Consider the following 20,905-nt stretch of genomic DNA (forward strand, 5'->3'; position numbering starts at 1 on the left):
TACACTTTATACGCGTGTTAAAATGTATGACTTTCTCTTGCTTGACGCCCTCCTTCACTCGAACGGCGGCAATGTGTAGCATTCAATATTTCGTGATCGGGGTCTGCATCCCGTCCTGGGCAGCGGCCAAAAAGGCATTTTGTTCACCCGCGATGGGTGGTAGGATGCAGGCCTGAAATTCAAAGGTTGCCTTCCGCTTGTTTCGCCTCCCTCTCCTTGTCGCATTGAGCCTTTTGATCGCCTTCGGCGGCGGCATATGGTCGACCCTCGTCGCGCTTGATGCGACCGTGGGCTTCGGCGCGATCAAGCTTGGCGCGTGGGAAGCCTTTCCGCAGGCGCAGACCATCAATGCCGATCCTTACGCGAAGGCGCACCGGGCCAATGGCGGGAAGCTGCTTTTGGGCAGCGCCGAGGGCCTGAGCTTTACGGCCAGCGTGGATGATGCAGGCGCGCGCCTGGACGGCAACTGCACCTATGTGATTTCCGGCCAGACGCCGCCCACCCGTGCCTGGACGCTTTTCGTGACCGGCGAAGACCGCCTGCCACCCTCCCCGGATGCCGAGCGGCCGCAGGCGCTGAATTCGCGCATCGTTCTGAGACGGGCCGATGGCAGTTTCGAGGTCACAGTTGCGCCGTCCGCCTTTCCCGGCAACTGGCTTTCCACCACGCCCAACCAGCCGTTTCGCCTTGTGCTGACGCTTCTGGACACGCCAACGGCGGGAAGCTCGGGCTTGATCGATCTCACCATGCCGAAGCTGACAAAGACCGGTTGCAGCCATGCTTAGAGTACTCCTGGCGATCCTGACCGGACTTGTCGGTGCGGCACTGCTGCACCTCGTCATCATCTTCTCGCTGCCCAGTTTCAGCGAGCGGGATGCCCATAGCCAGGTGATGAACGAGGGGCCGGAATTTCGCTTTCACATCGTGGGCGCCAAGCCGGATCGGGCAGGCCTTGCCAAACAGGATCCGTTTCTGGAAATCGCCGTCTGCGCTTTCGACATCACGGATCAGCCCGTTCGCCTGACCTCTGCCAATGGCGTGCCGTTTTGGTCCATGGCGACCTTCGACAGTGCCTCCAACGAGACCTTCAGCATCAATGACCGCACGGCCGCCGACCGGACGCTGGATGTGATCGTGGCAACGCCCGTACAGGCGACGGCGCTTCGAAAGGCGCTGGCGTCGACGCAGGTTCAGCCAATCATCGTGGAGACGGCGCAGGTGGAGGGCTATGCCGTGCTGCGCGCACTTGTGCCTCAGCAGAGTTTTCGCGAGGCGGCCCTTCAATTCCTGACCAAGGCTGATTGCAGCCCGATGGAATGGGAATAGACAATTCCATCTCATGGACGAGCAACAGAAGACCTGTAAAGCGCGTCGCGATCTTTCAAGTTCGCTCCTAACGCTTTAAGTTTTCTTGTCGCATGTCGTTATCGCAAAACCGCTGCACACTTTTGCGCGCCATGCTTTTGCGGGAGGCTGCTCCGTTTCGCTCGTATGACCGCTTCAATGTTTGTCGAAGGCCAGCGCCATCTCGTCCATCTTGCGGTGGGTCAGGTCTTCGATACGCTCGTAACGCACGCCCATGAAGAAGACCAGTTGCGCCGGGCTTTGAGCCAGACCCGCCGGCTGCATGCGCAGCGGGGCCTTGCCCGGGTGGGTTTCACGCCATTTCTTCAGTACGACTATCTCTGCCATGCTCGTCTCCATTGAGGGGATGAGACGGATGAAGGACCAGACAGTTTCACCCTGCCCCTGATCGGGGCTGACGCAACCTCTTGCGAGGCATTTGCGCCGTTCTCTGTTCTGCCGGAAAGAGCCGTTTGGCCGGTCCGTCCGGCAAAGCTGTTCAGTGTCGGCCTGACATATTCACGGGGCACCGACATATTTTCTACGCAGGAAATCCGCAGGTGGTTTTCTTCACCTTTCCGAAATGCCAAGGCCGGGTTCAAACCGGAATTACATTTTCGATCCCCTGCAACCGAGGGGCGGTTCATGCGGTCTAGTCTCATTTCAGACATAAGATTGTTGACGTTCCGTTAATACACAAGCGTAGAGAAGCATTTGGCTGCCAGCTTGTGCGAAACTTTCCCTCCACAGGTTGCAAGACCTTGTGTCCGCTCGCGCACAGGGAACGCGAGACAGATGTGCAACAGTTCGGCACAGTTTGCTAATCTTCACCAGCCATTAACCCCGTTGGCCCTACGATGCCTTAACCATGAAGCGGGTGGAGCAACGACCTTTCCCTGCCCTTCCTGAGACTTTCCCGGCGCATGAAGCGCTGCGGCATAAGCTTGAAACGTCTGTTGTTAGTCATGCGTCGGTGGATATGAGCGTGGACCGCTATCGGGAACTTGAGAAGCCGCAGGCTTTGCGTAAAAAGGATGTGGTGCTGATGGCTACGGTCACCAGTTTCGAGGACCTGAAACATCCGACGAAATCGGAGCTGCGCCAGTTCGCCGAGCTTTTCTCGCCGCTCTACACCGCCTCCAGCGAAGAGGCGCGGCGTCAGGCCGTTTCCGCCCTTTCGCAATGCGAGCAGGTGCCGTCCAGCGTTGCCTTTTTCATCGCCAGCCAGCCGATTGCGATTGCCGCGCCCTTTCTGATGGCATCGCCCTGTCTCGACGATGACCAGTTGATCGCGATCGCCCGCTGCCAGGGTGCCGAACACGCGCGCGCCATCGTGCGCCGCCCTGCCCTTTCGCCCGCCGTGATCGATGCGCTGGTCAGCATGCGCCATGCCCGCCTGCCTGCGAAAGCGGACAAGACACCGGTGGCGGTGGACAAGGCACCGATCGCCGAACAGCCCGCGACGCCCGCTGCTGTGCCTTCGACACAGCAACCGCTTTCCACAGAGGCGGCGGAAGCGGCACAGCGCGATGAGGCGCTGCGCCAGAAGATCAAGCAGTTGGCGGCCATGCAGGCGCGCCCGACGAGCGACAGGCTGGGGCTTCGCACGGCAACCGATGTGCAGGAGGCGCTGATGGTGCGCTTTGCCCGCAGCCGGGATGCGGATGCCTTCGCCACCTGCCTTGCCGATACGCTGAGCGCCAGCCGCTGGCTGGCAGAGCGCATCATGATGGATATTTCCGGCCTGCAACTGGCGACGACGCTGAAGGCGCTGGGCATGGATGCGCAGGAGGCCTTCTTCATTCTCGAACGGCTTTATGGACACCTGAAGGAATCCGTCGGTGGCGTTTCCCGCGGCGAAATCCTGTGGGACAGTCTGCAGGACGACGAATGCATTCGCCGCCTGGAAGCCTGGTGCCGCGCCGACCGCTACACCTATGCGGACAAGCATGAGATGTCGGAGACCGAACACACCACGGCAGCCGCCAACGATGGTGCCGAACAGGTGGCTGCCAAAGTCAGACGAGCCTGACGCGCGGTGTCTTGCATTCCGCGCTTGATGAGTTTCTACTTATAGAGTATTCAAATTTATTGATGCATCTCATCGGTTGTATCGAATCCGAATCTCTATTACTCTCGTCTGGTTAAAACCGGAGAGGCATGAGGCTCGCTCCCCCAGCTCGGGCGTCTTGCCATGAATGGCGCATGGCGCTTCCGGGAGGGACAAGAATGACATCCATTTCAACTGTCAATAATACTGCTGCGCTGACTGTTTTGCGGTCGGGGCAGAATGCATCATCCGTCGAGGGGCTTCTCGGCTCATCGAGTTTCAAGGCGAGTTCGCCCGCCGTGTTCAAAGGCATTCTCACTGCCTTTGCCGAGAACCCCAACTTTGTTGAGCAATTCAACAAGGAGTTCAAGAAGCAGATGGAATGGACTGCCCCGGATGGCAGCCACATCCATCCCAATAATGCGAGCCATAATGCTCTCATTGAAGTCATTATGGCTAATCGAGATGCTTTTCCGCCAGGGGAATTTGAAATCCATACAAATTTGCCTGACGGCGCATCGATGCACGTTACAATACCTTCCGCCGAGGATGTAAAGCTCGCACGCTTTGCCGAGGATGTGGCAGCCAAGCAGAAGGCCTATGATGACGCCATTGCCGCCAAGGAAGCAGCGGAAACGCCAGACCCGGAAGCGGTGAAGCTGAAGGCCATGGCAGATGTGGTGAAAACGCTGGTTCTGGATAGTGCGCAGCAAGAGACCGGCGAGACCACCAGCGCACCGCAGGCCATTCTCGCCAAGCCCTATCTCGATGAGAAAAAGGACGCGGCATAAACGGTTCTACGAACCATCGACAAACGAAATGACATCGCCGATCTCGTCTATTTCAAGCTCTACCAGCCAGAGATCGCTGTCGAAGCGGCGTTCGCGGGCGAGAGCATCGTCGACCGTCGCGGGATCAACCTTCTCCAGACGCTTTTCGAACCGGCGCTCGCCTGGCTCTTCCACCATCATCTGCGGTGCTGGCGCATAGAGCGTTTCCCGGCCATCGCGATGGCGCTGGCGAATGAAGATGGCGCCCGCCTCGTCCGCGCCCCGCTGCTCGATGGCGGCAAAACCACCCTGCCCGAAGACGCGCCGGGTCAAGGCCGCGATGAAGATTTCCGATTTCAGTCTCATGGGTGCTTTCTATACCACCGACGCGGAATGAGACAATGCGCGGCGGTTTCCGCTTCAGGAAGCGTAAATTCGCACCAATCCGGGGCAATTGAGCGGATGATTTTGAAAAGGCTTAAGAAATACACGCTTAAGCTTCTGTCACCGGCGAGCGCAATCCATGACGGAGACCCAATGGCGAAGTACAAATATGCCCACCACATGTGCCAGAGCGATGTCGGGGCGTTTGACCAGACCTACAAGCCCGGACAAATCGTGTTCAACAGCGGCATCTATCGCTGCAAGGCCTGCGGCAACGAGATTGCCCTTGGCAAGGGACAATCTATTCCGACCCATCATCATGAACACATCGTACTCGGCCCTGTGACATGGAACCTGCTGGTGTTTGCGCAGGAGCATCCGAAGTAAGACCTGATCACCGGATAGTTTGCACGAAATACTTCAAAGCGCGCCGATGGATTTGAGCTTGCGCAGAACAAGCTCGGAGGGCTCGCCATTTTCCGGCAGGCGGTAATGCTTCTGGAAATGCCGGATAGCGGCTTTCGTCTGCGCTCCCGCTACGCCATCCACCGTGACATCCGTATAGGCAATGTTCAGCAAGCCACGCTGGATCTGCATGATAAGATTGGCGTTTTCGCCCGCAGGCAGGGATGCGGGCATCTGGCCTGCTTGGGTTTGGGCTGCGAGACTTTGGGCGCTGGCCGCCTGCTTGGCCGGGGATTGCACCGTGGCCGGAGGCAGGCCGTTGGCTGCCGGAACACGCGGCGTGGCTGAGACCGGTTGCGGCTTCAGCGGCGCCTGATCCGGCTTCGCGGCCTTTGACGCGGCTGGAATGTCCGCCGGTGGTCGCGGCATGGCCTGCGCTGCAGGGGCGCCACGTTCTGCGGTACGAATGGCGGCGGCCACGGGATCCTCACCCTTCAGGCTGCCGGAAGGCCGCTGCACCGGCACCGCAATGGGGCCCTTGATGGAGCCGACCGGCTGTTCCGGAACGGGATGCCCCACATTTGGGCTTCCATTCACCTGTGCATTTTGGACAGATGCCTGCGGCTCGGCGGCGTGGATGGCTGCGGCAATCGACATGGGCTGCGCGACAGGCTGAGTGGCGGGTGCTTGCGCAGCGGGTGCCTGTGTCGCGGGAGCTTGAGCGGCCTGAGCGGGGGCAGACTGTTTTGCCGGAGCCGGCGCTTCTGCGCGGATGATCTGGCGCAGATCCTCATCCGTTGCGCGCTGGATGCGGATGGTCGTCACATCGCTATCGTGCGGACGGGACAGCGGACGATAACCGGCAATGCCGTTCGGGTCCGTTGCATCGCGCGTTCTGAAGAAGGGCGCGGGGTGGCCTTCCGGCTGATACCACAGCGCATTGGCCGCCACGAAGCTGGACGCCACGCAGACACTGAGAAGACCCGCCACGCGACGCGGATGCCGGGTGAGCGCACGGCTGATTGCCGTGAGAGCCTGCACCAGCAGGCCCGGCTGTTTTACCGGCGCCTTTCTGCGATCAGGCGCTTTTCGCTTCCGCGCGGTCATGCGCAATTCCCTGTCTACTCGTTACAGCCACATTTGCCTTTGCATGCAAACGGGGAGGAAATTCGACGGCTTCTTCTACCGCAGCCCGGGCGGCATTTTCATGAGATGGCGCGTTGGCGTCCATCGATAAACCTTCTGCCGGGAGAACCACCGTTACCACGGTTCCTTCGCCCAGGCGACTTTCAATGGTGAATTGTCCACCGTGCAGGCCAACCAGCCCCTTGACCAGCGAAAGCCCGAGACCCGTGCCTTCGAAGTTGCGGGTGTAACCATCCTGAATTTGGCAGAAAGGCTGGCCCAGCAGCGAAATCTTTTCCGCCGGAATGCCGATGCCCGTATCGCTGACCACGAGCTTGATCTCACGCCCTTCACGCAGGGCATCGATGGTGACGACGCCGCCTGCTTCGGTGAACTTGATGGCATTGCCGGCAAGATTAATGAGGATCTGCTGCACGGCGCGCGGATCGGCCACCAGTTCGCCGAGATTGCGGGGGACGCGCGCTGCGAGCGTGACACCGCGATTGCGGGCCTGAAGATCCAGCATGGCACGGCAGTTTTCCACGACCTCTGCGAGCTCGAAGCTTTCCGTCAGCAGTTCATAGCGTCCTGCCTCGATACGGCTCATATCCAGCATGGCGTTGACGACGCCGAGCAGATGGTGACCGGACTGGCGGATGAGGCCGACATATTCCCGCTGGCGATCGTTTTCCAGCTTGCCGAAATACTCGCCGATCAGAACATCCGAGAAACCGAGAATGGCGTTGAGCGGCGTGCGCAGTTCATGGCTGACGGCCGCGAGGAAACGCGACTTCGCCTCATTGGCCGACTGTGCCTCTGCCGAATGCAAGGCGACCTGTTCGCGCAGCGTCACCGCATCGGTCTGGTCGCGCATCTGGACATAGACCTGGCTCAACTCGCCATCGCCATTGAAGACGGCCGTCATATCGAGAATGGTGGACAGGAACTGGCGACCGCCCTGCTGATCCAGGCCATGCTCCAACCGCGCTTCCACGGTAGCGCTCTCGGCACCCTGGCGCAGGCGATCCAGCGCCTGGGCCACGCCGATGCGATCCGAAACATGCACGAGTTCGGCAAGGGTCAAGCCCTTTGGTTCCGCGCGCGAGGCGGGCAGAAGATGCCGGTCGCGGCCACCGGTGCGGCTGATCCTGCCCTGCATATCGCAGAGGAAGGAAATGCCCGGTCCACATTCGAAAGCAGAGAATTCCGGCAGGGCTTCTTCGGCAGTGTCATTATAATGCGTGCGGTCGCGCACGAGCACCAGGCCCGCCGCGGTGACGCAGACGAGGCAGGCGAGCATCAGCGCCGCTGCTACCGGCAGAGCCAGTGCTGGGCTGAACAGCAGGACCGAAAGAACAGGCAGAACGAAGAGACTGACCAGGCACACCAACGCCAGAAGCCTGAGCGCGACCACATCGGCTGCGCGCACGTCATCGCGATCGGCCACCAGATGCAGCCAATGCCGGGCCGCACGGTCTACCGTCTGGAGAGCCTTGCCGCCGATGTTTCTGAATACGCGCACACCAATACCTAATCGCGAATCTCGATGGAGCGACCATAGGCCCCGGGGGTTTAAGGAAACTATAAAAGCAGACCCCGAAAACCCCCTTTAAGAGGCCCGAAAAGCGGTTTTGAATGTCTCGGAACGGTGCAATTCCGGTCGTGGTTAACCGAGGGTAAGCATCGGAATTCCCTCAATTTTCACGGTTTCGTTAACCAGTGGGGCGCCAATGACCTGTGGAAGGCCCGGGAACTGTGAGCCTTTGCCACATTTATGCTTAACACCGACGCCTAAAATGCGCTTCAAATTGGCGAAATCGGTGCCTTGCGACGTGATCACTAAAATTCGAGACAATATTGATCCAAATGCTGGCTTTTACCGCAACGGGACGTTTTTGCCTGCGTTCTAGTGTGGGTGTCAGAACAGATCCGGCGAGAACAGGCCGGTGGCAAGCAAACGGGCGGATGAACAGCAATGTGGTTCCTCTTCAAGACGAGTGTGGTTTTCGGCATGGGGCTGGTGGTGCTATCCTACTTCAGCACCCACACGCCCGAAGCCGGTGAAGCCGGAGCGAACCAGCTCCAGCTGACCGAAGCCATCTCGGCAGCGAGCGGCGCCTATAGCTACATCAGTTCGCTCTGCACCGAAAAACCCGAGGTGTGCGAGAAAGGCGGAGAGGCTTTCGTTGCCCTGACCGCTCGCGCAAAGGAAGGTGCCCGCGTTGCCTTCGAATTCCTGGACAAGCAATTGGCGGAAGAGAAAGCGGGACAGCCGAAACTGGCTGCCAATGCAGTTGGCAACACCCTTGGCAACGCCGCTGGCAATCCTCCTGGCAACACCGTGACGAACACGGTTGCCAGACCTGACCTGCAGCCGATGCCGCCGAAACCCGATGCCGTCGTGACCGGAACCGTGGTTCCCCTGCCGCTGAAGCGGCCAGACCGGTAGAATGCTCGGTTCTCACATCGAATTTTGACTGATCCCGGCACCGGGCATTCCCGGTGAAGGTTGTTACTGCCCCTGACTTTCAGCTTTGCTGACGCCGCAAGAATCCTGTTCCTGCGGCGTTTTTTTCCGTTTCCGTTGCAAGGGTAAGTTCCTATATGGAAAGACCACAGGCTTGGCGGAGACAGCATGACCAGCATCGACCAGATCATCGACGATTTTGCGTTCCTGGACGATTGGGAAGATCGCTATCGCTATGTGATCGAACTCGGCAAGGCGCTGCCCGACCTGAGCGAAGACAAGCGGACCGCCGAGAACAAGGTCAACGGCTGTGCCAGCCAGGTGTGGCTCGTCTCGCATACAGACGGGGGCGCCGACCCTCTCATGACATTCGAGGGCGATTCCGACGCGCATATCGTGCGCGGCCTGGTGGCCATCGTTCTTGCCGCCTATTCCGGCAAGCGCGCCTCCGAGATCGCCGCGACCGATGTGATCGACATCTTCAACCGCATCGGTCTGGTGGAGAACCTGTCCACCCAGCGGGCAAACGGACTGCGCTCCATGGTCAAGCGCATTCGCGACGAGGCAGCCCGCGCGGCAGCATGACTTTTCAGCGATCGATCGCAGGCCGGTAGTCCTGGGCTCCCCACTGGTGACGGCGGGGATTGGCCGGTGGCGGCGCGTAGTGACGGGCAAGCGCCAGAAGCGCTGTGCGCAGCATGAGCTTGGCGGAACGGCTGGGCCAGCCGCGTTCGCGTTCCACCTGTTCCAGCCCCTTGTAGAAGCAGCAGACATCCAGCGCCACACCGGCAAGTTCCGGCCCGATGGCGTCCACCGCGCGCCAAAGACGGTCGCGCGCCATCATTGCGCTGTCGGACAGATCCTGCTTGCCGCCACCCTGTCCTGCGCTGCGCGTTGCCAGTCGAGGCTCCCAAGTGGAGGTGATGCTGGGCTGCAATTGTCCGCGCTCGAAATCCGCGGCCAGCCGGTCGCCCGCATCCACCGCCTCCTGCGGCAGGAACGGTGCGCCGGTGCGATCCTTCAGGCGACGAAGATGTCCGAGCGGCGATTCCAGCAGATTGCGGATCACCGCCTGTCTTTCGCCGCCGATCTCCACCTCGCCGCGCACCTCCTGCCGGTGCTGGGTGGCAAAGCTTTCCTCTTCCCGTTCAGCCATGGCGCGGCGCAGATAGGCGCGAGCCTCGGGTCGCGCCTGGAGCATGGAGCCAGACCACCCGATGAGGCCGGAGGAAAGCGCAACGTCGTAGACCGTTCCGGGAAAACTGCGATTTCCGCCCTGCCCTACAGTCAAAACAAGTCCGTCTGCACCAAGCGCCGCAGCAAGCCCATCCGGCGCGGCCAGCAGAGTACGCAATAGCCTGAGCAACTGAACGCCATCAGTCATCTGCATCGACCTCCAACGAAACTTCTTGCTGTCGGGCAATACGAGCGCCAAGACGACCGACGATTTCGAGCACCACATCCAGATGGTGATCATCGCGACTGTTCTCGACCGCCTGGCAGGCCTCACGCACCGACGTTCGGGAGATGCCAAAGATGCGGGCGATAGCGACCTGCGACAGGCCCAGCACGACATGGCAGAGATAGAGCGTGATCAGTCGGCTGTTGCGCTCGCGGACGCGATGACGGGACCGGCTGACGATGGGCAGAAGATCCTCGATGGCGAGAACCGTATGTTCCATCTGCAGGCAATGGTGCAGAAGACGGGAGCGCGGTGGCGATGGTAAACGTGAACGCGCCATCTTGCCCGAATGAAAGGCCTGTGACCGATCGTGGCTCAAAAATGCGGAGGCAGAGGCCGAAATTGAATCGTCGAATAACATGAACAACTCCTCGAGCTAGGAATTAATTCATATACCATATCGCCATCCACCCCGGACTGGGAAGAGGCCGCTGACATCTTTCTGGGATTTCAGGCCCAACTCTGCGCAAGATATACGATTTTTTTCCTATTTCGAGTCAGGATGGGAAGTTGCAAGGTCGAACCCAGCTCTAAACGACGAAGGGTGAAGACCCGACCACTGCGCGGGTCGCACAATGGTCGGATCTTCACCCTCTAAAACTGGCGGCGGTGAACGCGCAGGTCGCGCGGGCCGAGGCATATCTCCCGGCGCCCGACGGATCGGGCCCGGGGACAGGACACTTACTTGGCGCGCTTGCGGCGCTGGCCGAGGCCCATTTCCTTGGCAAGGCGGGAGCGGGCTTCCGCATAGGCCGGAGCAACCATCGGATAGTCGGCTGGCAGGCCCCACTTTTCGCGATATTCTTCCGGCGTCATGTTGTAGTGCGTCATCAGGTGGCGCTTCAGCGACTTGAACTTCTGGCCGTCTTCCAGGCAGATCAGATAGTCGTCTTCGATCGACTTGCGGATCGGAACAGGCGGCTTCGGCTTTTCGACAGCAGCCGGCTGCGGAACAGGCGACGTGGTGTTGCTGAGGGCGGAATGCACGTCGGCGATCAGGTTCGAAAGATCACCCACCGGCACGACATGATTGCTGACATAGGCAGCCACGATATCGGCGGTCAATTCCACCAGAAAATCGGGCGCCTTGCCTGCTGCAAGTTCAGTCATCGTAGATCTCCTGTTTTTTGTTGGCTCGGCAAACGGCAAGCCGCTCGCCATTTACACAGCGACCTCGCCCGACTGTTGCACCTGCTTCAAGATGATCCGAACCCACCCCTAGGCTCGACAGGGACAACCATAGAACGAGATCGGATTACTTGGCATTCCGCAAGACTCAACAAACACTAGAACGGCCACAACCATGAATACAGATCTTGGAAGTGGCAGATTGCCGGGTGAGCGAAGCGGACGTCAATATTCGTACTCTGCATCAATGCGAATAACACCGTTCCGAACAAAGTCCAAATACAATTTGCATGTGTTTATTCTGATCTGGCTCAATAAAGAGGCTATAGTATTTACTGACCAAAGCGATGCAGCGCAAAGGGTCCCTCTATTTGGAACGGTAACAACGTTATTCAAGAGGTCTGTCGCGCCGCAATTCGTCCATCACTGTTTTTTCATGCAACCTGTAGCCAACCTCATGCGCGGCGCGGGCCAGAAGATGTGCCGAAATGGGCGCCGTGAGAATGAAAAACAGGAACCCGGCAAGCGCGCGAAAGAGGATGGACAGTTCGCCTGCGTGAAGGCCTGCCGCAAGCAGCAGAAGACCGGAGCCCACCGTTCCCGCCTTCGAGGCTGCATGCATGCGCGTGAACACATCCGGCAACCGATTGAGACCGATTGCCGCGATCAGCGAAAACAGGCTTCCCGCAACAACGATGGCCCCAACAGCCAGCAAAAACAGGGAGTTGATGAGGTCGGCCATCAGCGCACCCTTCTTGTATCAGTGTGCGAGGCCGTTTCTGCCCGTGCCCCGTCTGCCTTGTCGCCCTCTTCGTCCGCCGTCTGGCGCGACAGGATGAAGCGGGCGAAGGCAACCGTTGCCAGAAAGCCGACGAGACCGAGTGCAATCGCGATGTCGATATAGAGCGTGAAGCCGGTTTTCACCGCAATGATGGCGATGAAGCCGATGACGATGCCAACCAGCATATCCAGTGCGACAACGCGGTCGGCAAGCGTCGGCCCCTTCACCACCCGATAGACCGTCAGAAGAAAGGCGACACTCAAGATCGCCAGACCCAGCCATACTGCGAAATTGAACAGAGTTGCTGCCATCATCAGCGGAACGCCTCCATGATCTTGCGCTCAAACCCTTCGGCGATATCCCGCTTCGTTCCTTCCGGGTCCGAGCAATCAATCGCGTGGACATAGAGTGTGCGGCGATCCTCCGACACATCGACCGACAGCGTGCCCGGCGTCAGCGTGATGAGGTTGGCAAGCAGCGTGATCTCGAAATCGCGATCCACCGTCAGCGGAAAGGCGAAGATGCCGGGCTTCAGGTCCATATCCCGCCGCAGGACGAGGGTTGCGACCTTCCAGGCCGATAGCGCCAGTTCCTTGAAGAAGAGGATCGTCAAGGACAGGATGAAGCGAACACGCCGCAGATAGCTGACGCCTTCCGCCTGTTCGCGGATCAAGCCGATGGCAAGCGCAGACACCAGAAACCCGAACAGGAAGTTGACAAAGGTGGCGCTGCCGCTGACGGCAATCCACAAGACGGCGAGAAGCAGGTTGAGGCCAAGCGCCGTCATTGCGCACCTCCTTGCGGGAAGACCGAACGGACATATGACTGAGGGTCGAGTAGACCGGTCGCTGCCTGTTGCGACAGGGACAATGGCGCTTCGGGAAACAGGCCGAACAGCACGATGAGAGCCGCCAGTCCCAGAATGGCGACAGCGGCCAGCCGGTCCTGCGTGAGCGGTCCAGCGATAACAGAGGCAGCGCTCTCCGGAGCAGGCCGCCAGTAGGCCAGAAGAAAGGTGCGGCCAAGCGCGATGGTGGCTAGAAAGCCGGAGATGAGAATGCCCGCCGCGAGCCACCAGGCACCGATATCCACCGATGCCTTGACCAGCATGATCTTCGGCCAGAGACCGGAGAATGGCGGTAAACCTGCCACCGCCAGGAACAGCGCCAGCGATACGAAGGCAAAGCCGGGCGCCATGCTATAAATACCGCCGCCCGCCGACAGCGTCCAGGAACCGGTCAGCGCCTTCACCCGGCCGATTACGAGATAGAGCGCAGTCATGGCCAGAATGGAATGCAGCGCATAGAGCACGGCACCGGACAGGCCGACCATGGTGCCGGTTGCTATGCCTGCCAGCATGTTGCCGATGCCGAGGATGACGGCGAAGCCTGCCATGCGGCGAAGATCGTTCTGGGCCAGCATGCCAAGTCCGGACAGGACCATGGTGAGGACCGCAACAATCGCCAGCACGAGACTCAACTCTTCCCGCTGCACCGGAAACAGCATGACCATGACGCGCAGCAGCGCATAGATGCCGATCTTCGTCAGCAGCCCGCCGAAAAGCGCCGACACCGTGATGCGCGGCGTGTGATAGGAGGCGGGCAGCCAGAAATTGACCGGGAAGGCCGCCGCCTTCATGGCGAAGGCGAGAATGAACAGGGCCGACAGCGTCATCAGCGGCGCACCGTTGATCTCCCGCGCCTTCAGCGCGATATCCGCCATGTTGAGCGTGCCGAAGATGGCATAGAGATAGCCGACCGAGATGAGGAACAGCGTGGTGCCGATCAGGTTGAGAACGGCGTATTTCAGCGCACCATCGATCTGCTGCTTTTCAGACCCCAGAATCAGCAGACCGAAGGACGAGATGAGCAGCACTTCGAACCAGACGTAGAGGTTGAAGATGTCTCCGGTCAGGAAGGCGCCGGAAACGCCGGCCATCAGCAGCATCAGGAACGGGAAGAAGCCGTAGCGGCGGCCGCTATCGCTGATATCCGTCAGTGCCGCAATACCCGCCGCCAGGCCCGCAAGGGCTGAGACAAGCGCCATCAGCGCCCCCAGCACATCCACCGTGAAGGCGATGCCGAAGGGTGGCAGCCAGCGCCCCATCATCATGGTTACAGGACCGCCGGTGGAAACCTTCCACAGCAGCGCTGCATCAATGAGCACCAGAGCCACAAGCGCCGGGATGGCAATGAAGCCGTGGCGATCAACGCGGTGGCGCATCATCATCAGAAGAGCGCCTGCGGTGATCATCAGCGCGGGCGGCAGGATGACGAGCCACTCGCCAAGGCCCGGAGGAGCCATGACGAAGGCTTGCGACAGATCGACAGACAAAGAGGATGGAGAGGCCATGGTCCGTCCTCAATAACCGGTTGGTGGCATGGGTTCGTTCTTCGGTTCGGCCAGACGCATCTCGTCTGTATTGTCCGTGCCGAGTTCCTGAAAGGCGCGGTAGGTCAACACCAGCAGGAAGGCGAAGAAGGAAAAGGAAATCACGATGGCCGTGAGGATGAGCGCCTGCGGCAACGGATTGGCCGTGTTACCCGGCAGCGCATCCAGCCCCGCTGCAATGATGGGCGGCACTTCCCGCGTCAGCCTGCCCGAGGTGAACAGCAGCAGATTGACCGCATTGCCGAGCAGCGCGATGCCAAGCAGCACGCGCACGGACTGCTTTGACAGCATGAGATAGATGGCAGCGGAAAACAGGATGCCGACAAGTACCGCGAAGAGTGTTTCCATCACGCATCATCCTTTTCTTCCAGAGCAAGCGCAATGGAGGTGATGGACCCGACGACGACGAGATAGACGCCGATATCGAAGGACATGACGGTGGCGAGCGGCACTTCCACGCCGAAGAGATGCGGATAGATCCACAGACCCGTCATGAAGGGCACGCCAGCGAAAGCCGAAATAAGGCCCGAGACGACCGCAAGCATCAGCCCTGCCCCGGCTATCGACAGCGGATGGAACCACAGCGCGCGACGCACCGCCGCCACGCCATAGGCGATGCCGTAGATCGCGAAAGCCGATGCCGCGATGAGCCCGCCGATGAAGCCGCCGCCCGGTTCGTTATGGCCGCGCAGAAGCACGAAGATCGAAAACACAATCATCAGCGCCGTCAGGAATGGGGCGACAGTGCGGAAAATCAGCGTGTTCATGCGCCTTCTCCTTCCGGTGCATCGGGATCGTTGTCGCGCGGCTTGAGGGTGGAGGAACCGGTGCGGATGCGGATCAGCGCCAGGATGGCAAGGCCGGTGATCATGACCACCGCGATTTCACCCAGCGTATCCGTGCCGCGGAAATCGACGATGATGACGTTAACCACATTGGCGCCGTGGGCGATGACCTTGGAATAGGCGTTGAAGAATTCCGTCAGGCTGTTGTTGAACGTGCCTTGCGTTGCCTTCAGCAACAACAGCATGAAGCCCAGACCGCAGGCGACGGCGACCGTCCCATCCCCCAGCCTCTGAAGGAGCGGGCGATGATCGGAGGGCATCAGCCGCAACCGCGCCATGACCAGCGCAAGAATGACGACGGACAGCGTTTCGACCATGAACTGGGTGAAGGAGAGATCCGGCGCACCAAACAGCAGGAAGAGAACGGCGACGGCAAAGCCCTGAATGCCGAGCGCGACGATGGCCGTGAGGCGGTTGCTGGCCGTGAGCACGGCAACGACACCGATGGCGGCAATGGCAAGAAAGACCCATTCATGCAGCATGACATCGGCAGGCCATGCCGGCAGCGCCGGAAGCTCGCCATAGACGATGGGCGGAACAAGGAGGGTTACGGCAACCAGAACGAAGGTGGCCGTCACGTAGACATCCATCCGCCCCGGCTGCACGAAACGGGTGACGGCCGCGGAGAATTTCACCAGACCGGCAATGAAGGCATCGAACGCGCGGTCCGGTCCCGGTCCCAGCGCATCGATGAATTTCGTCATCAGCAAGCGCGCCTGAGCCAGCCGCCAGAAGACGAGTGCGCCGAGCGCCACGGTGACGACGGAGAGCAGAAGCGGCACGCCCAGATGCGGCACGGTGGACATCGTCACCTGAACCGGCTTGTCCTCAATGGCGCTGGCCATGGGTGACGAAATGAAGCGATGGGCGGTTGAGGAAAACAGGCCCGCGAGAAGGCCAAGGCCCGCCAGCACGACCGGGCCAAGCCACAGCAGAACCGGACCCTCATGCGCGTGCTTCGGCGTCTTCACCGGCTTGCCGAGGAAGGGTTTCAGCGCCACGGCGAAGGCAATGGCAAACATCAGGGCATTGCCGACAACGGCAACAGCGGTGAACAGGATGGCGCGAGGATTGCCGCCCGCAAGTGCGTAGTAGATCTCTTCCTTGGCGAGAAAGCCGAAGAACAGCGGCAGACCACCCATGGAAAGGGCAGCCAGAAGCGCGGCTCCAAAGGTAATGGGCATGGCCGAGCGCAGACCGCCAAGCCGCGTGACATCGCGTGTGCCTGCCTCGTGATCGACAATACCCGCCACCATGAACAACGCGCCCTTGAACAGGGAATGCGCCACGAGATACAGCACGGCGGCGGAAATGGCATGCTCCGTATCAAAGCCCGTCAGCATGACCAGAAGGCCGAGCGAGGCCATGGTTGTATAGGCCAGCATCAGCTTCAGATCCGTCTGCCGCAGCGACAGGAAGGTTCCCACAATCAGCGTGATACCGCCGAAGAAGGGCAAGAGGATTTCCCAGGCGGGTGTTTGCCCCAGAACCGGGTTGAGCCGCATCAGAAGATAGACACCCGCCTTCACCATGGTTGCCGAATGCAGATAGGCGGAAACCGGTGTTGGCGCTTCCATGGCATTGGGAAGCCAGGCGTGAAACGGAAACTGCGCCGACTTCGTGAAGCAGCCGCCCAGAATGAGCAGCAGTGCCGCGAGATAAAACGGGCTTTCGCGCACCAGATCACCGCCATGGATGAGGAGCGACAGCTGGGTAATGCCGCTGATGTTCCAGAGAAACAGCAGGCCCGCCAGCAGCAGAAGACCGCCGCCGCCAGTGATGACCAGCGCCTGCAGGGCCGAACGCCGTGCTGCTTCCCGCGTGTGATCAAAGCCGATCAGCAGGAAGGAGGTGATCGATGTCAGCTCCCAATAGACGAACAGCATGAGGAAGCTATCCGACACGACCACGCCCAGCATGGAGCCCATGAACAGCAGGATGAAGGCAAAGAAGCGCCCCTGCTGCGGATGGCCCTTCATGTAACCGCCCGCATAGAGCACGATCAGCGTGCCGATGCCGGTGATCAGCAGCGCGAAGGTGAGCGAAAGCCCATCGATGAACCACGAAAAGGACAGGTTGAGGCTCGGCACCCAGGCATAGCCACCCGTGACGACCTCACCATTGGCTATCTCCGGCAGATGGGAGGCGAAGTAGAAAAACGAACAGGCGGGCGCCAGCGCCAGAATCCACGCAGAATTGTGTCCGAACTTCCGGGTCAATGGCGAAGCAACGACGGCGGCTAGCAAGGGAAGCAGGAGACAAAACAGGGTGATCACTGTGTGTGCTTCCTTTCTGGAAATTGCTGCGATGCATGCGCCGGACGGCACACTATTGACGAGAATCCCTCGGGTCGGGAGCAGACTTCTTACGGCAACAAAACAGCTGGCTCAATGATTTTAGGCAAAAAACACCCGTCTGGCGTCTTTGTGATCGCCCTTTACCTTCTTATCTTAGGGACAAAGAGAAGGAGAAACCCATGAGCGACGTCAAGACGAAAGTCGAAAAGAGCGATGCCGAATGGCGCGAGCAGCTGACGCCCGAGCAATATCGCATTCTGCGGCAGCAGGGTACAGAACGCGCCTTTACCGGCCCCTACTGGAATTCCAAGGACACGGGACTTTATCGCTGCGCCGGGTGTGATGAGCCGCTATTTCTCTCCGATACAAAGTTTGATTCCGGCTGCGGCTGGCCGAGCTATTTCGAGCCGGTGAAGCCCGATGCCGTGCGTGAACTGCGCGACACCTCGCATGGCATGGTGCGGATCGAGATCCGCTGCGCATCTTGCGACGGGCACCTCGGCCATGTCTTCCCCGATGGTCCGCCACCGACCGGCCTGCGCTACTGCATCAACGGCCATTCCATGGTGTTCGAGCCGGTGTGAACCGGTCGTGCCGGGAGCGACCATTGCCTGTACTTGGGCCGAATGACATTTTCGATAGCGATGCGACCGGTCTTCCGGGCGCTTTTGGCTGGTGACAATCTTGCCTACGCCCCGCGACGTCATCCTCGGCCTTGTGCCGAGGATCTACTGACGTCCAATACAATCAAGCGGTGGCAGATGCTCGGGACAAGCCCGAGCATGACGGAAATGTGGGGCAAGCCCTTCATCAACAAACTGGCGACCGGTCTTCCGGTCACTTTCGACCGGTGACAATCTTGCCTACGCCCCGCGACGTCATCCTCGGCCTTGTGCCGAGGATCTACTGACGTCCAATACAATCAAGCGGTGGCAGATGCTCGGGACAAGCCCGAGCATGACGGAAATGTGGGGCAAGCCCTTCGTCAACAAACTGGCGATCGGTCTTCCGGTCACTTTCGACCGGTGACAATCTTGCCTACGCCCCGCGACGTCATCCTCGGCCTTGTGCCGAGGATCTGCTGACGTCCAATAAGATCAAGCGGTTGCAGATGCTCGGGACAAGCCCGAGCATGACGGAAATGTGGGGCAAGCCCTTCGTCAACAAACTGGCGATCGGTCTTCCGGTCACTTTCGACCGGTGACAATCTTGCCTACGCCCCGCGACGTCATCCTCGGCCGTGGGCCGAGGATCTGCTGACGTCCAATACAATCAAACGGTTGTAGATGCTCGGGACAAGCCCGAGCATGACGGAAATGTGGGGCAAGCCCTTCATCAACAAACTGGCGACCGGTCTTCCGGTCACTTTCGACCGGTGACAATCTTGCCTACGCCCCGCGACGTCATCCTCGGCCTTGTGCCGAGGATCTACTGACGTCCAATACAATCAAGCGGTGGCAGATGCTCGGGACAAGCCCGAGCATGACGGAAATGTGGGGCAAGCCCTTCGTCAACAAACTGGCGATCGGTCTTCCGGTCACTTTCGACCGGTGACAATCTTGCCTACGCCCCGCGACGTCATCCTCGGCCTTGTGCCGAGGATCTACTGACGTCCAATACAATCAAGCGGTGGCAGATGCTCGGGACAAGCCCGAGCATGACGGAAATGTGGGGCAAGCCCTTGGTCAACAAACTGGCAACCGGTCTTCCGGTCGGTTCGACAAAGCGGTCTACGGCCCCAAGCAGATCGACAAATTTACGCCTCGAGCCGCCGTGTGTTCTGCAACTGGCGAGCACCCGCTGTCAGGAAAATTCATTTTCACGCTGAGCGCGTATATCCTATGGTTGTGGCAGGAAGGGCGGTAACGGGCCTTTCCCGGAGCCTAGAAAACTCCGTGGTAGACGGTCGGTGTCGACCGTTAAAATGACACCCCTCAGCCATAGGTTCGTGGCTGAGGCGGTGGTCTTATGTCTATAAGATCCACTTCCCACCAGTCTCTATGGTCGGGGAGGTTCTGACTATGTCCAGAGCTTCGGCTTAAAGGTCAGGGCGGTCGTTCTACTACGATTTTTCTAGCTCCCCGGCCACCAGAGGTTCTCGCCTCCGGTGGTCGCTTCGTCTTGCGAGGTGATTTTGGGGAGATAGAGGGAATGCCGGATTACAATTTCTGGGCCGACCTGCTGGATACGTGGCAGGCATCATCCGACTGGATCAAGGCGCTGACAATCCTCACGCCGCCCGCAAGCTTGATTGGCATTCTTGCTCTTCAACTGTGGTATCGTCTTCAGGTCAAAGGCTTGGGCATAGGCATGGCCACAGGCTTGGGCACAGGTGCCATTCATCGACCGCCTGCGGCCTATGCACCGGGGGAGCCAGTTGGCGAGCAGGTGCTCGGCGCATTGATCGATCTGCGCAACGATCTTCAGAGCGGGTTGCGTTCCGGCGGAACTCGCTCTCTTCCCGCGCCTACAGCAACCCAGGGCGAGGACGGACAATCAGACCTGAAATCCCGGCTTCGCCGGATCATCACGGACGAGTATCATCGCGGCAGCAGCCCGGAAGAGGCGCTGCGTCGGGCGCGAGATATCCTTGACCGGCAGGATGGCGATTAAGGCGTTTCACGATTTTTCAAAGGCACGAACCTCTCCTAGACCTAACCCCCCTCTGTCCTGCCGGACATCTCCCTCTCAAGGGGGGAGATCGACTCGTGGTTGGCCCTTCGTCCCCAAGCTTTGCTTTGATTATGCAGGAAGATTTCCTCGACAGGAGATGATGAGCGAGCGTCAACCGTTTTGCCGATCTCCCCCGCTTCAAGGGGGAGATGCCTGACAAGGCAGAAGGCGGGTTCAGCATCGCGCCAAACTCTCGGGCCTCCGCCTTGCGTTCCAAACGCTCAGCCCGGATCGCCGCTGCCGGTTCTCAGTTCCATGCAGGTGAGATCCAGCCAGCGACCAAACTTCACGCCGACCTGCGCAAAGGTTCCGACATGGCGGAAGCCCAGCGCCTCATGCAGGCGGATGGAGGCCTTGTTTTCCGCCTCGATACAGCCGACCATGACGTGGATGCCACCCGCTTTCGCGCGCTCCACCAGTTCCGTCATCAGCAGCCGACCGATGCCCGCGCCGCGATGCTGATTGTGCACGTAGACCGAGTGTTCGACCGTATGGCGAAAGCCTTCGAAGGCGCGCCATTCGCCATAGGCCGCATAACCGGCGACCTCCCCGTCACGGTCTGCGACCAGAACAGGGAACCCCTTGGCCTTGCGCACCGCATACCACTGGCGCCGGTTTTCGAGATCGACCAGGTTATCGTTCCAGATGGCCGTCGTGTTCGCCACGGCATCGTTATAGATGGCAAGGATGGCGGGAATATCGGCCTCGGTGGCCTCTCGGATGACGGGCGCAGCACTCATGGGGTTGTCCACTATGATAAACGTTTCGTCTCGCTTATCAGAT

At 59.8% G+C, this 20,905-nt stretch carries 24 protein-coding genes; 9 read left to right on the plus strand and 15 right to left on the minus strand.

Going from position 1 to position 20,905, the window contains the following annotated elements; translation table 11 throughout:
- Window positions 1-197 precede the first annotated feature (197 nt).
- Both G6N80_RS21590 and G6N80_RS21595 read left to right on the plus strand, forming a co-directional pair.
- Window positions 198-785, plus strand: coding sequence for a DUF1214 domain-containing protein (locus G6N80_RS21590; RefSeq protein WP_165136723.1), 588 nt, complete (start codon window positions 198-200; stop codon window positions 783-785).
- Window positions 778-1,326, plus strand: coding sequence for a DUF1254 domain-containing protein (locus G6N80_RS21595; RefSeq protein ID WP_062552866.1), 549 nt, complete (start codon window positions 778-780; stop codon window positions 1,324-1,326). Before G6N80_RS21590 ends, G6N80_RS21595 begins: the two co-directional genes overlap by 8 nt.
- A 174-nt stretch (window positions 1,327-1,500) precedes the next feature.
- On the opposite strand, the gene G6N80_RS21600 is transcribed toward G6N80_RS21595, so the two are convergent.
- A complete protein-coding gene (locus G6N80_RS21600; protein WP_062552867.1) occupies window positions 1,501-1,692 on the minus strand; it encodes a hypothetical protein in 192 nt (63 codons plus the stop codon).
- A gap of 697 nt (window positions 1,693-2,389) precedes the next feature.
- Here G6N80_RS21600 and G6N80_RS21605 point away from each other — a divergent pair.
- Together G6N80_RS21605 and G6N80_RS21610 are read left to right on the plus strand one after the other, a co-directional pair.
- On the plus strand, window positions 2,390-3,376 hold the full coding sequence (locus G6N80_RS21605) for a DUF2336 domain-containing protein (protein WP_082547045.1): 987 nt from the start codon (window positions 2,390-2,392) through the stop codon (window positions 3,374-3,376).
- A gap of 197 nt (window positions 3,377-3,573) precedes the next feature.
- Window positions 3,574-4,185, plus strand: coding sequence for a hypothetical protein (locus tag G6N80_RS21610; protein WP_165136726.1), 612 nt, complete (start codon window positions 3,574-3,576; stop codon window positions 4,183-4,185).
- 6 nt (window positions 4,186-4,191) lie between these two features.
- On the opposite strand, the gene G6N80_RS21615 is transcribed toward G6N80_RS21610, so the two are convergent.
- Complete coding sequence (locus tag G6N80_RS21615; RefSeq protein ID WP_165136729.1) at window positions 4,192-4,530, minus strand: DUF1491 family protein; 339 nt, start codon at window positions 4,528-4,530, stop codon at window positions 4,192-4,194.
- Between the two features lie 171 nt (window positions 4,531-4,701).
- Here G6N80_RS21615 and G6N80_RS21620 point away from each other — a divergent pair, with 171 nt between their 5' ends.
- Window positions 4,702-4,935 carry a hypothetical protein gene (locus tag G6N80_RS21620; RefSeq protein ID WP_062552870.1) on the plus strand — a complete coding sequence of 78 codons (234 nt, stop codon included), beginning with the start codon at window positions 4,702-4,704 and terminating at the stop codon, window positions 4,933-4,935.
- Window positions 4,936-4,968: 33 nt separating this feature from the next.
- On the opposite strand, the gene G6N80_RS23380 is transcribed toward G6N80_RS21620, so the two are convergent.
- Complete coding sequence (locus G6N80_RS23380; protein WP_246251451.1) at window positions 4,969-6,060, minus strand: peptidoglycan-binding domain-containing protein; 1,092 nt, start codon at window positions 6,058-6,060, stop codon at window positions 4,969-4,971.
- Window positions 6,032-7,600: a sensor histidine kinase gene (locus G6N80_RS21630; protein WP_156379009.1), complete on the minus strand. Its 1,569-nt coding sequence runs from the start codon at window positions 7,598-7,600 to the stop codon at window positions 6,032-6,034. Before G6N80_RS21630 ends, G6N80_RS23380 begins: the two co-directional genes overlap by 29 nt.
- 453 nt (window positions 7,601-8,053) lie before the next feature.
- Between G6N80_RS21630 and G6N80_RS21635 the strand changes: the two genes are divergently transcribed.
- Window positions 8,054-8,527 (plus strand): DUF5330 domain-containing protein, encoded by a 474-nt coding sequence (locus G6N80_RS21635; RefSeq protein WP_165136732.1) that lies wholly within the window; start codon window positions 8,054-8,056, stop codon window positions 8,525-8,527.
- 186 nt (window positions 8,528-8,713) lie between these two features.
- Window positions 8,714-9,130, plus strand: a complete 417-nt coding sequence (locus tag G6N80_RS21640; RefSeq protein ID WP_062552873.1) for a SufE family protein — start codon at window positions 8,714-8,716, stop codon at window positions 9,128-9,130.
- A 4-nt stretch (window positions 9,131-9,134) separates the two neighbouring features.
- Here G6N80_RS21640 and G6N80_RS21645 read toward each other — a convergent pair whose 3' ends face one another.
- From G6N80_RS21645 to G6N80_RS21690, 10 genes are all read right to left on the minus strand, one after another.
- Window positions 9,135-9,929 (minus strand): DUF6456 domain-containing protein, encoded by a 795-nt coding sequence (locus G6N80_RS21645; protein WP_165136735.1) that lies wholly within the window; start codon window positions 9,927-9,929, stop codon window positions 9,135-9,137.
- A complete protein-coding gene (locus tag G6N80_RS21650; protein WP_165136738.1) occupies window positions 9,922-10,368 on the minus strand; it encodes a hypothetical protein in 447 nt (148 codons plus the stop codon). Before G6N80_RS21650 ends, G6N80_RS21645 begins: the two co-directional genes overlap by 8 nt.
- 320 nt (window positions 10,369-10,688) lie before the next feature.
- A complete protein-coding gene (locus G6N80_RS21655; protein ID WP_062552876.1) occupies window positions 10,689-11,117 on the minus strand; it encodes a Ros/MucR family transcriptional regulator in 429 nt (142 codons plus the stop codon).
- Window positions 11,118-11,523: 406 nt separating this feature from the next.
- Complete coding sequence (gene mnhG, locus G6N80_RS21660) at window positions 11,524-11,877, minus strand: monovalent cation/H(+) antiporter subunit G (RefSeq protein ID WP_062552877.1); 354 nt, start codon at window positions 11,875-11,877, stop codon at window positions 11,524-11,526.
- Window positions 11,877-12,230 (minus strand): cation:proton antiporter, encoded by a 354-nt coding sequence (locus G6N80_RS21665; protein ID WP_062552878.1) that lies wholly within the window; start codon window positions 12,228-12,230, stop codon window positions 11,877-11,879. The genes mnhG and G6N80_RS21665 overlap by 1 nt, the downstream gene beginning before the upstream one ends.
- Complete coding sequence (locus tag G6N80_RS21670; protein ID WP_062552879.1) at window positions 12,230-12,703, minus strand: Na+/H+ antiporter subunit E; 474 nt, start codon at window positions 12,701-12,703, stop codon at window positions 12,230-12,232. The genes G6N80_RS21665 and G6N80_RS21670 overlap by 1 nt, the downstream gene beginning before the upstream one ends.
- The gene (locus G6N80_RS21675) at window positions 12,700-14,268 is read right to left on the minus strand and encodes a Na+/H+ antiporter subunit D (RefSeq protein WP_165136741.1); all 1,569 of its coding nucleotides are present in this window, start codon (window positions 14,266-14,268) and stop codon (window positions 12,700-12,702) included. Before G6N80_RS21675 ends, G6N80_RS21670 begins: the two co-directional genes overlap by 4 nt.
- A gap of 9 nt (window positions 14,269-14,277) precedes the next feature.
- A complete protein-coding gene (locus G6N80_RS21680; protein WP_062552881.1) occupies window positions 14,278-14,655 on the minus strand; it encodes a Na+/H+ antiporter subunit C in 378 nt (125 codons plus the stop codon).
- Complete coding sequence (locus G6N80_RS21685; RefSeq protein WP_062552882.1) at window positions 14,655-15,074, minus strand: Na+/H+ antiporter subunit B; 420 nt, start codon at window positions 15,072-15,074, stop codon at window positions 14,655-14,657. The genes G6N80_RS21680 and G6N80_RS21685 overlap by 1 nt, the downstream gene beginning before the upstream one ends.
- On the minus strand, window positions 15,071-17,428 hold the full coding sequence (locus G6N80_RS21690) for a putative monovalent cation/H+ antiporter subunit A (RefSeq protein ID WP_165136744.1): 2,358 nt from the start codon (window positions 17,426-17,428) through the stop codon (window positions 15,071-15,073). The genes G6N80_RS21685 and G6N80_RS21690 overlap by 4 nt, the downstream gene beginning before the upstream one ends.
- Window positions 17,429-17,628: 200 nt before the next feature.
- On the opposite strand from G6N80_RS21690, the gene msrB reads away from it, so the two are divergent.
- Together msrB and G6N80_RS21700 are read left to right on the plus strand one after the other, a co-directional pair.
- Complete coding sequence (gene msrB / locus G6N80_RS21695; protein ID WP_062552883.1) at window positions 17,629-18,033, plus strand: peptide-methionine (R)-S-oxide reductase MsrB; 405 nt, start codon at window positions 17,629-17,631, stop codon at window positions 18,031-18,033.
- Between the two features lie 1,567 nt (window positions 18,034-19,600).
- A complete protein-coding gene (locus G6N80_RS21700) occupies window positions 19,601-20,062 on the plus strand; it encodes a protein kinase (RefSeq protein ID WP_165136747.1) in 462 nt (153 codons plus the stop codon).
- Window positions 20,063-20,343: 281 nt separating this feature from the next.
- Here the strand turns inward: G6N80_RS21700 and G6N80_RS21705 are convergent, their stop codons facing one another.
- Entirely contained in the window at window positions 20,344-20,862 is a 519-nt protein-coding gene (locus G6N80_RS21705) for a GNAT family N-acetyltransferase (protein ID WP_062552885.1), read from the minus strand.
- Window positions 20,863-20,905 lie beyond the last annotated feature (43 nt).

The organism is Rhizobium rhizoryzae, assembly GCF_011046895.1.
GTDB lineage: Bacteria > Pseudomonadota > Alphaproteobacteria > Rhizobiales > Rhizobiaceae > Neorhizobium > Neorhizobium rhizoryzae.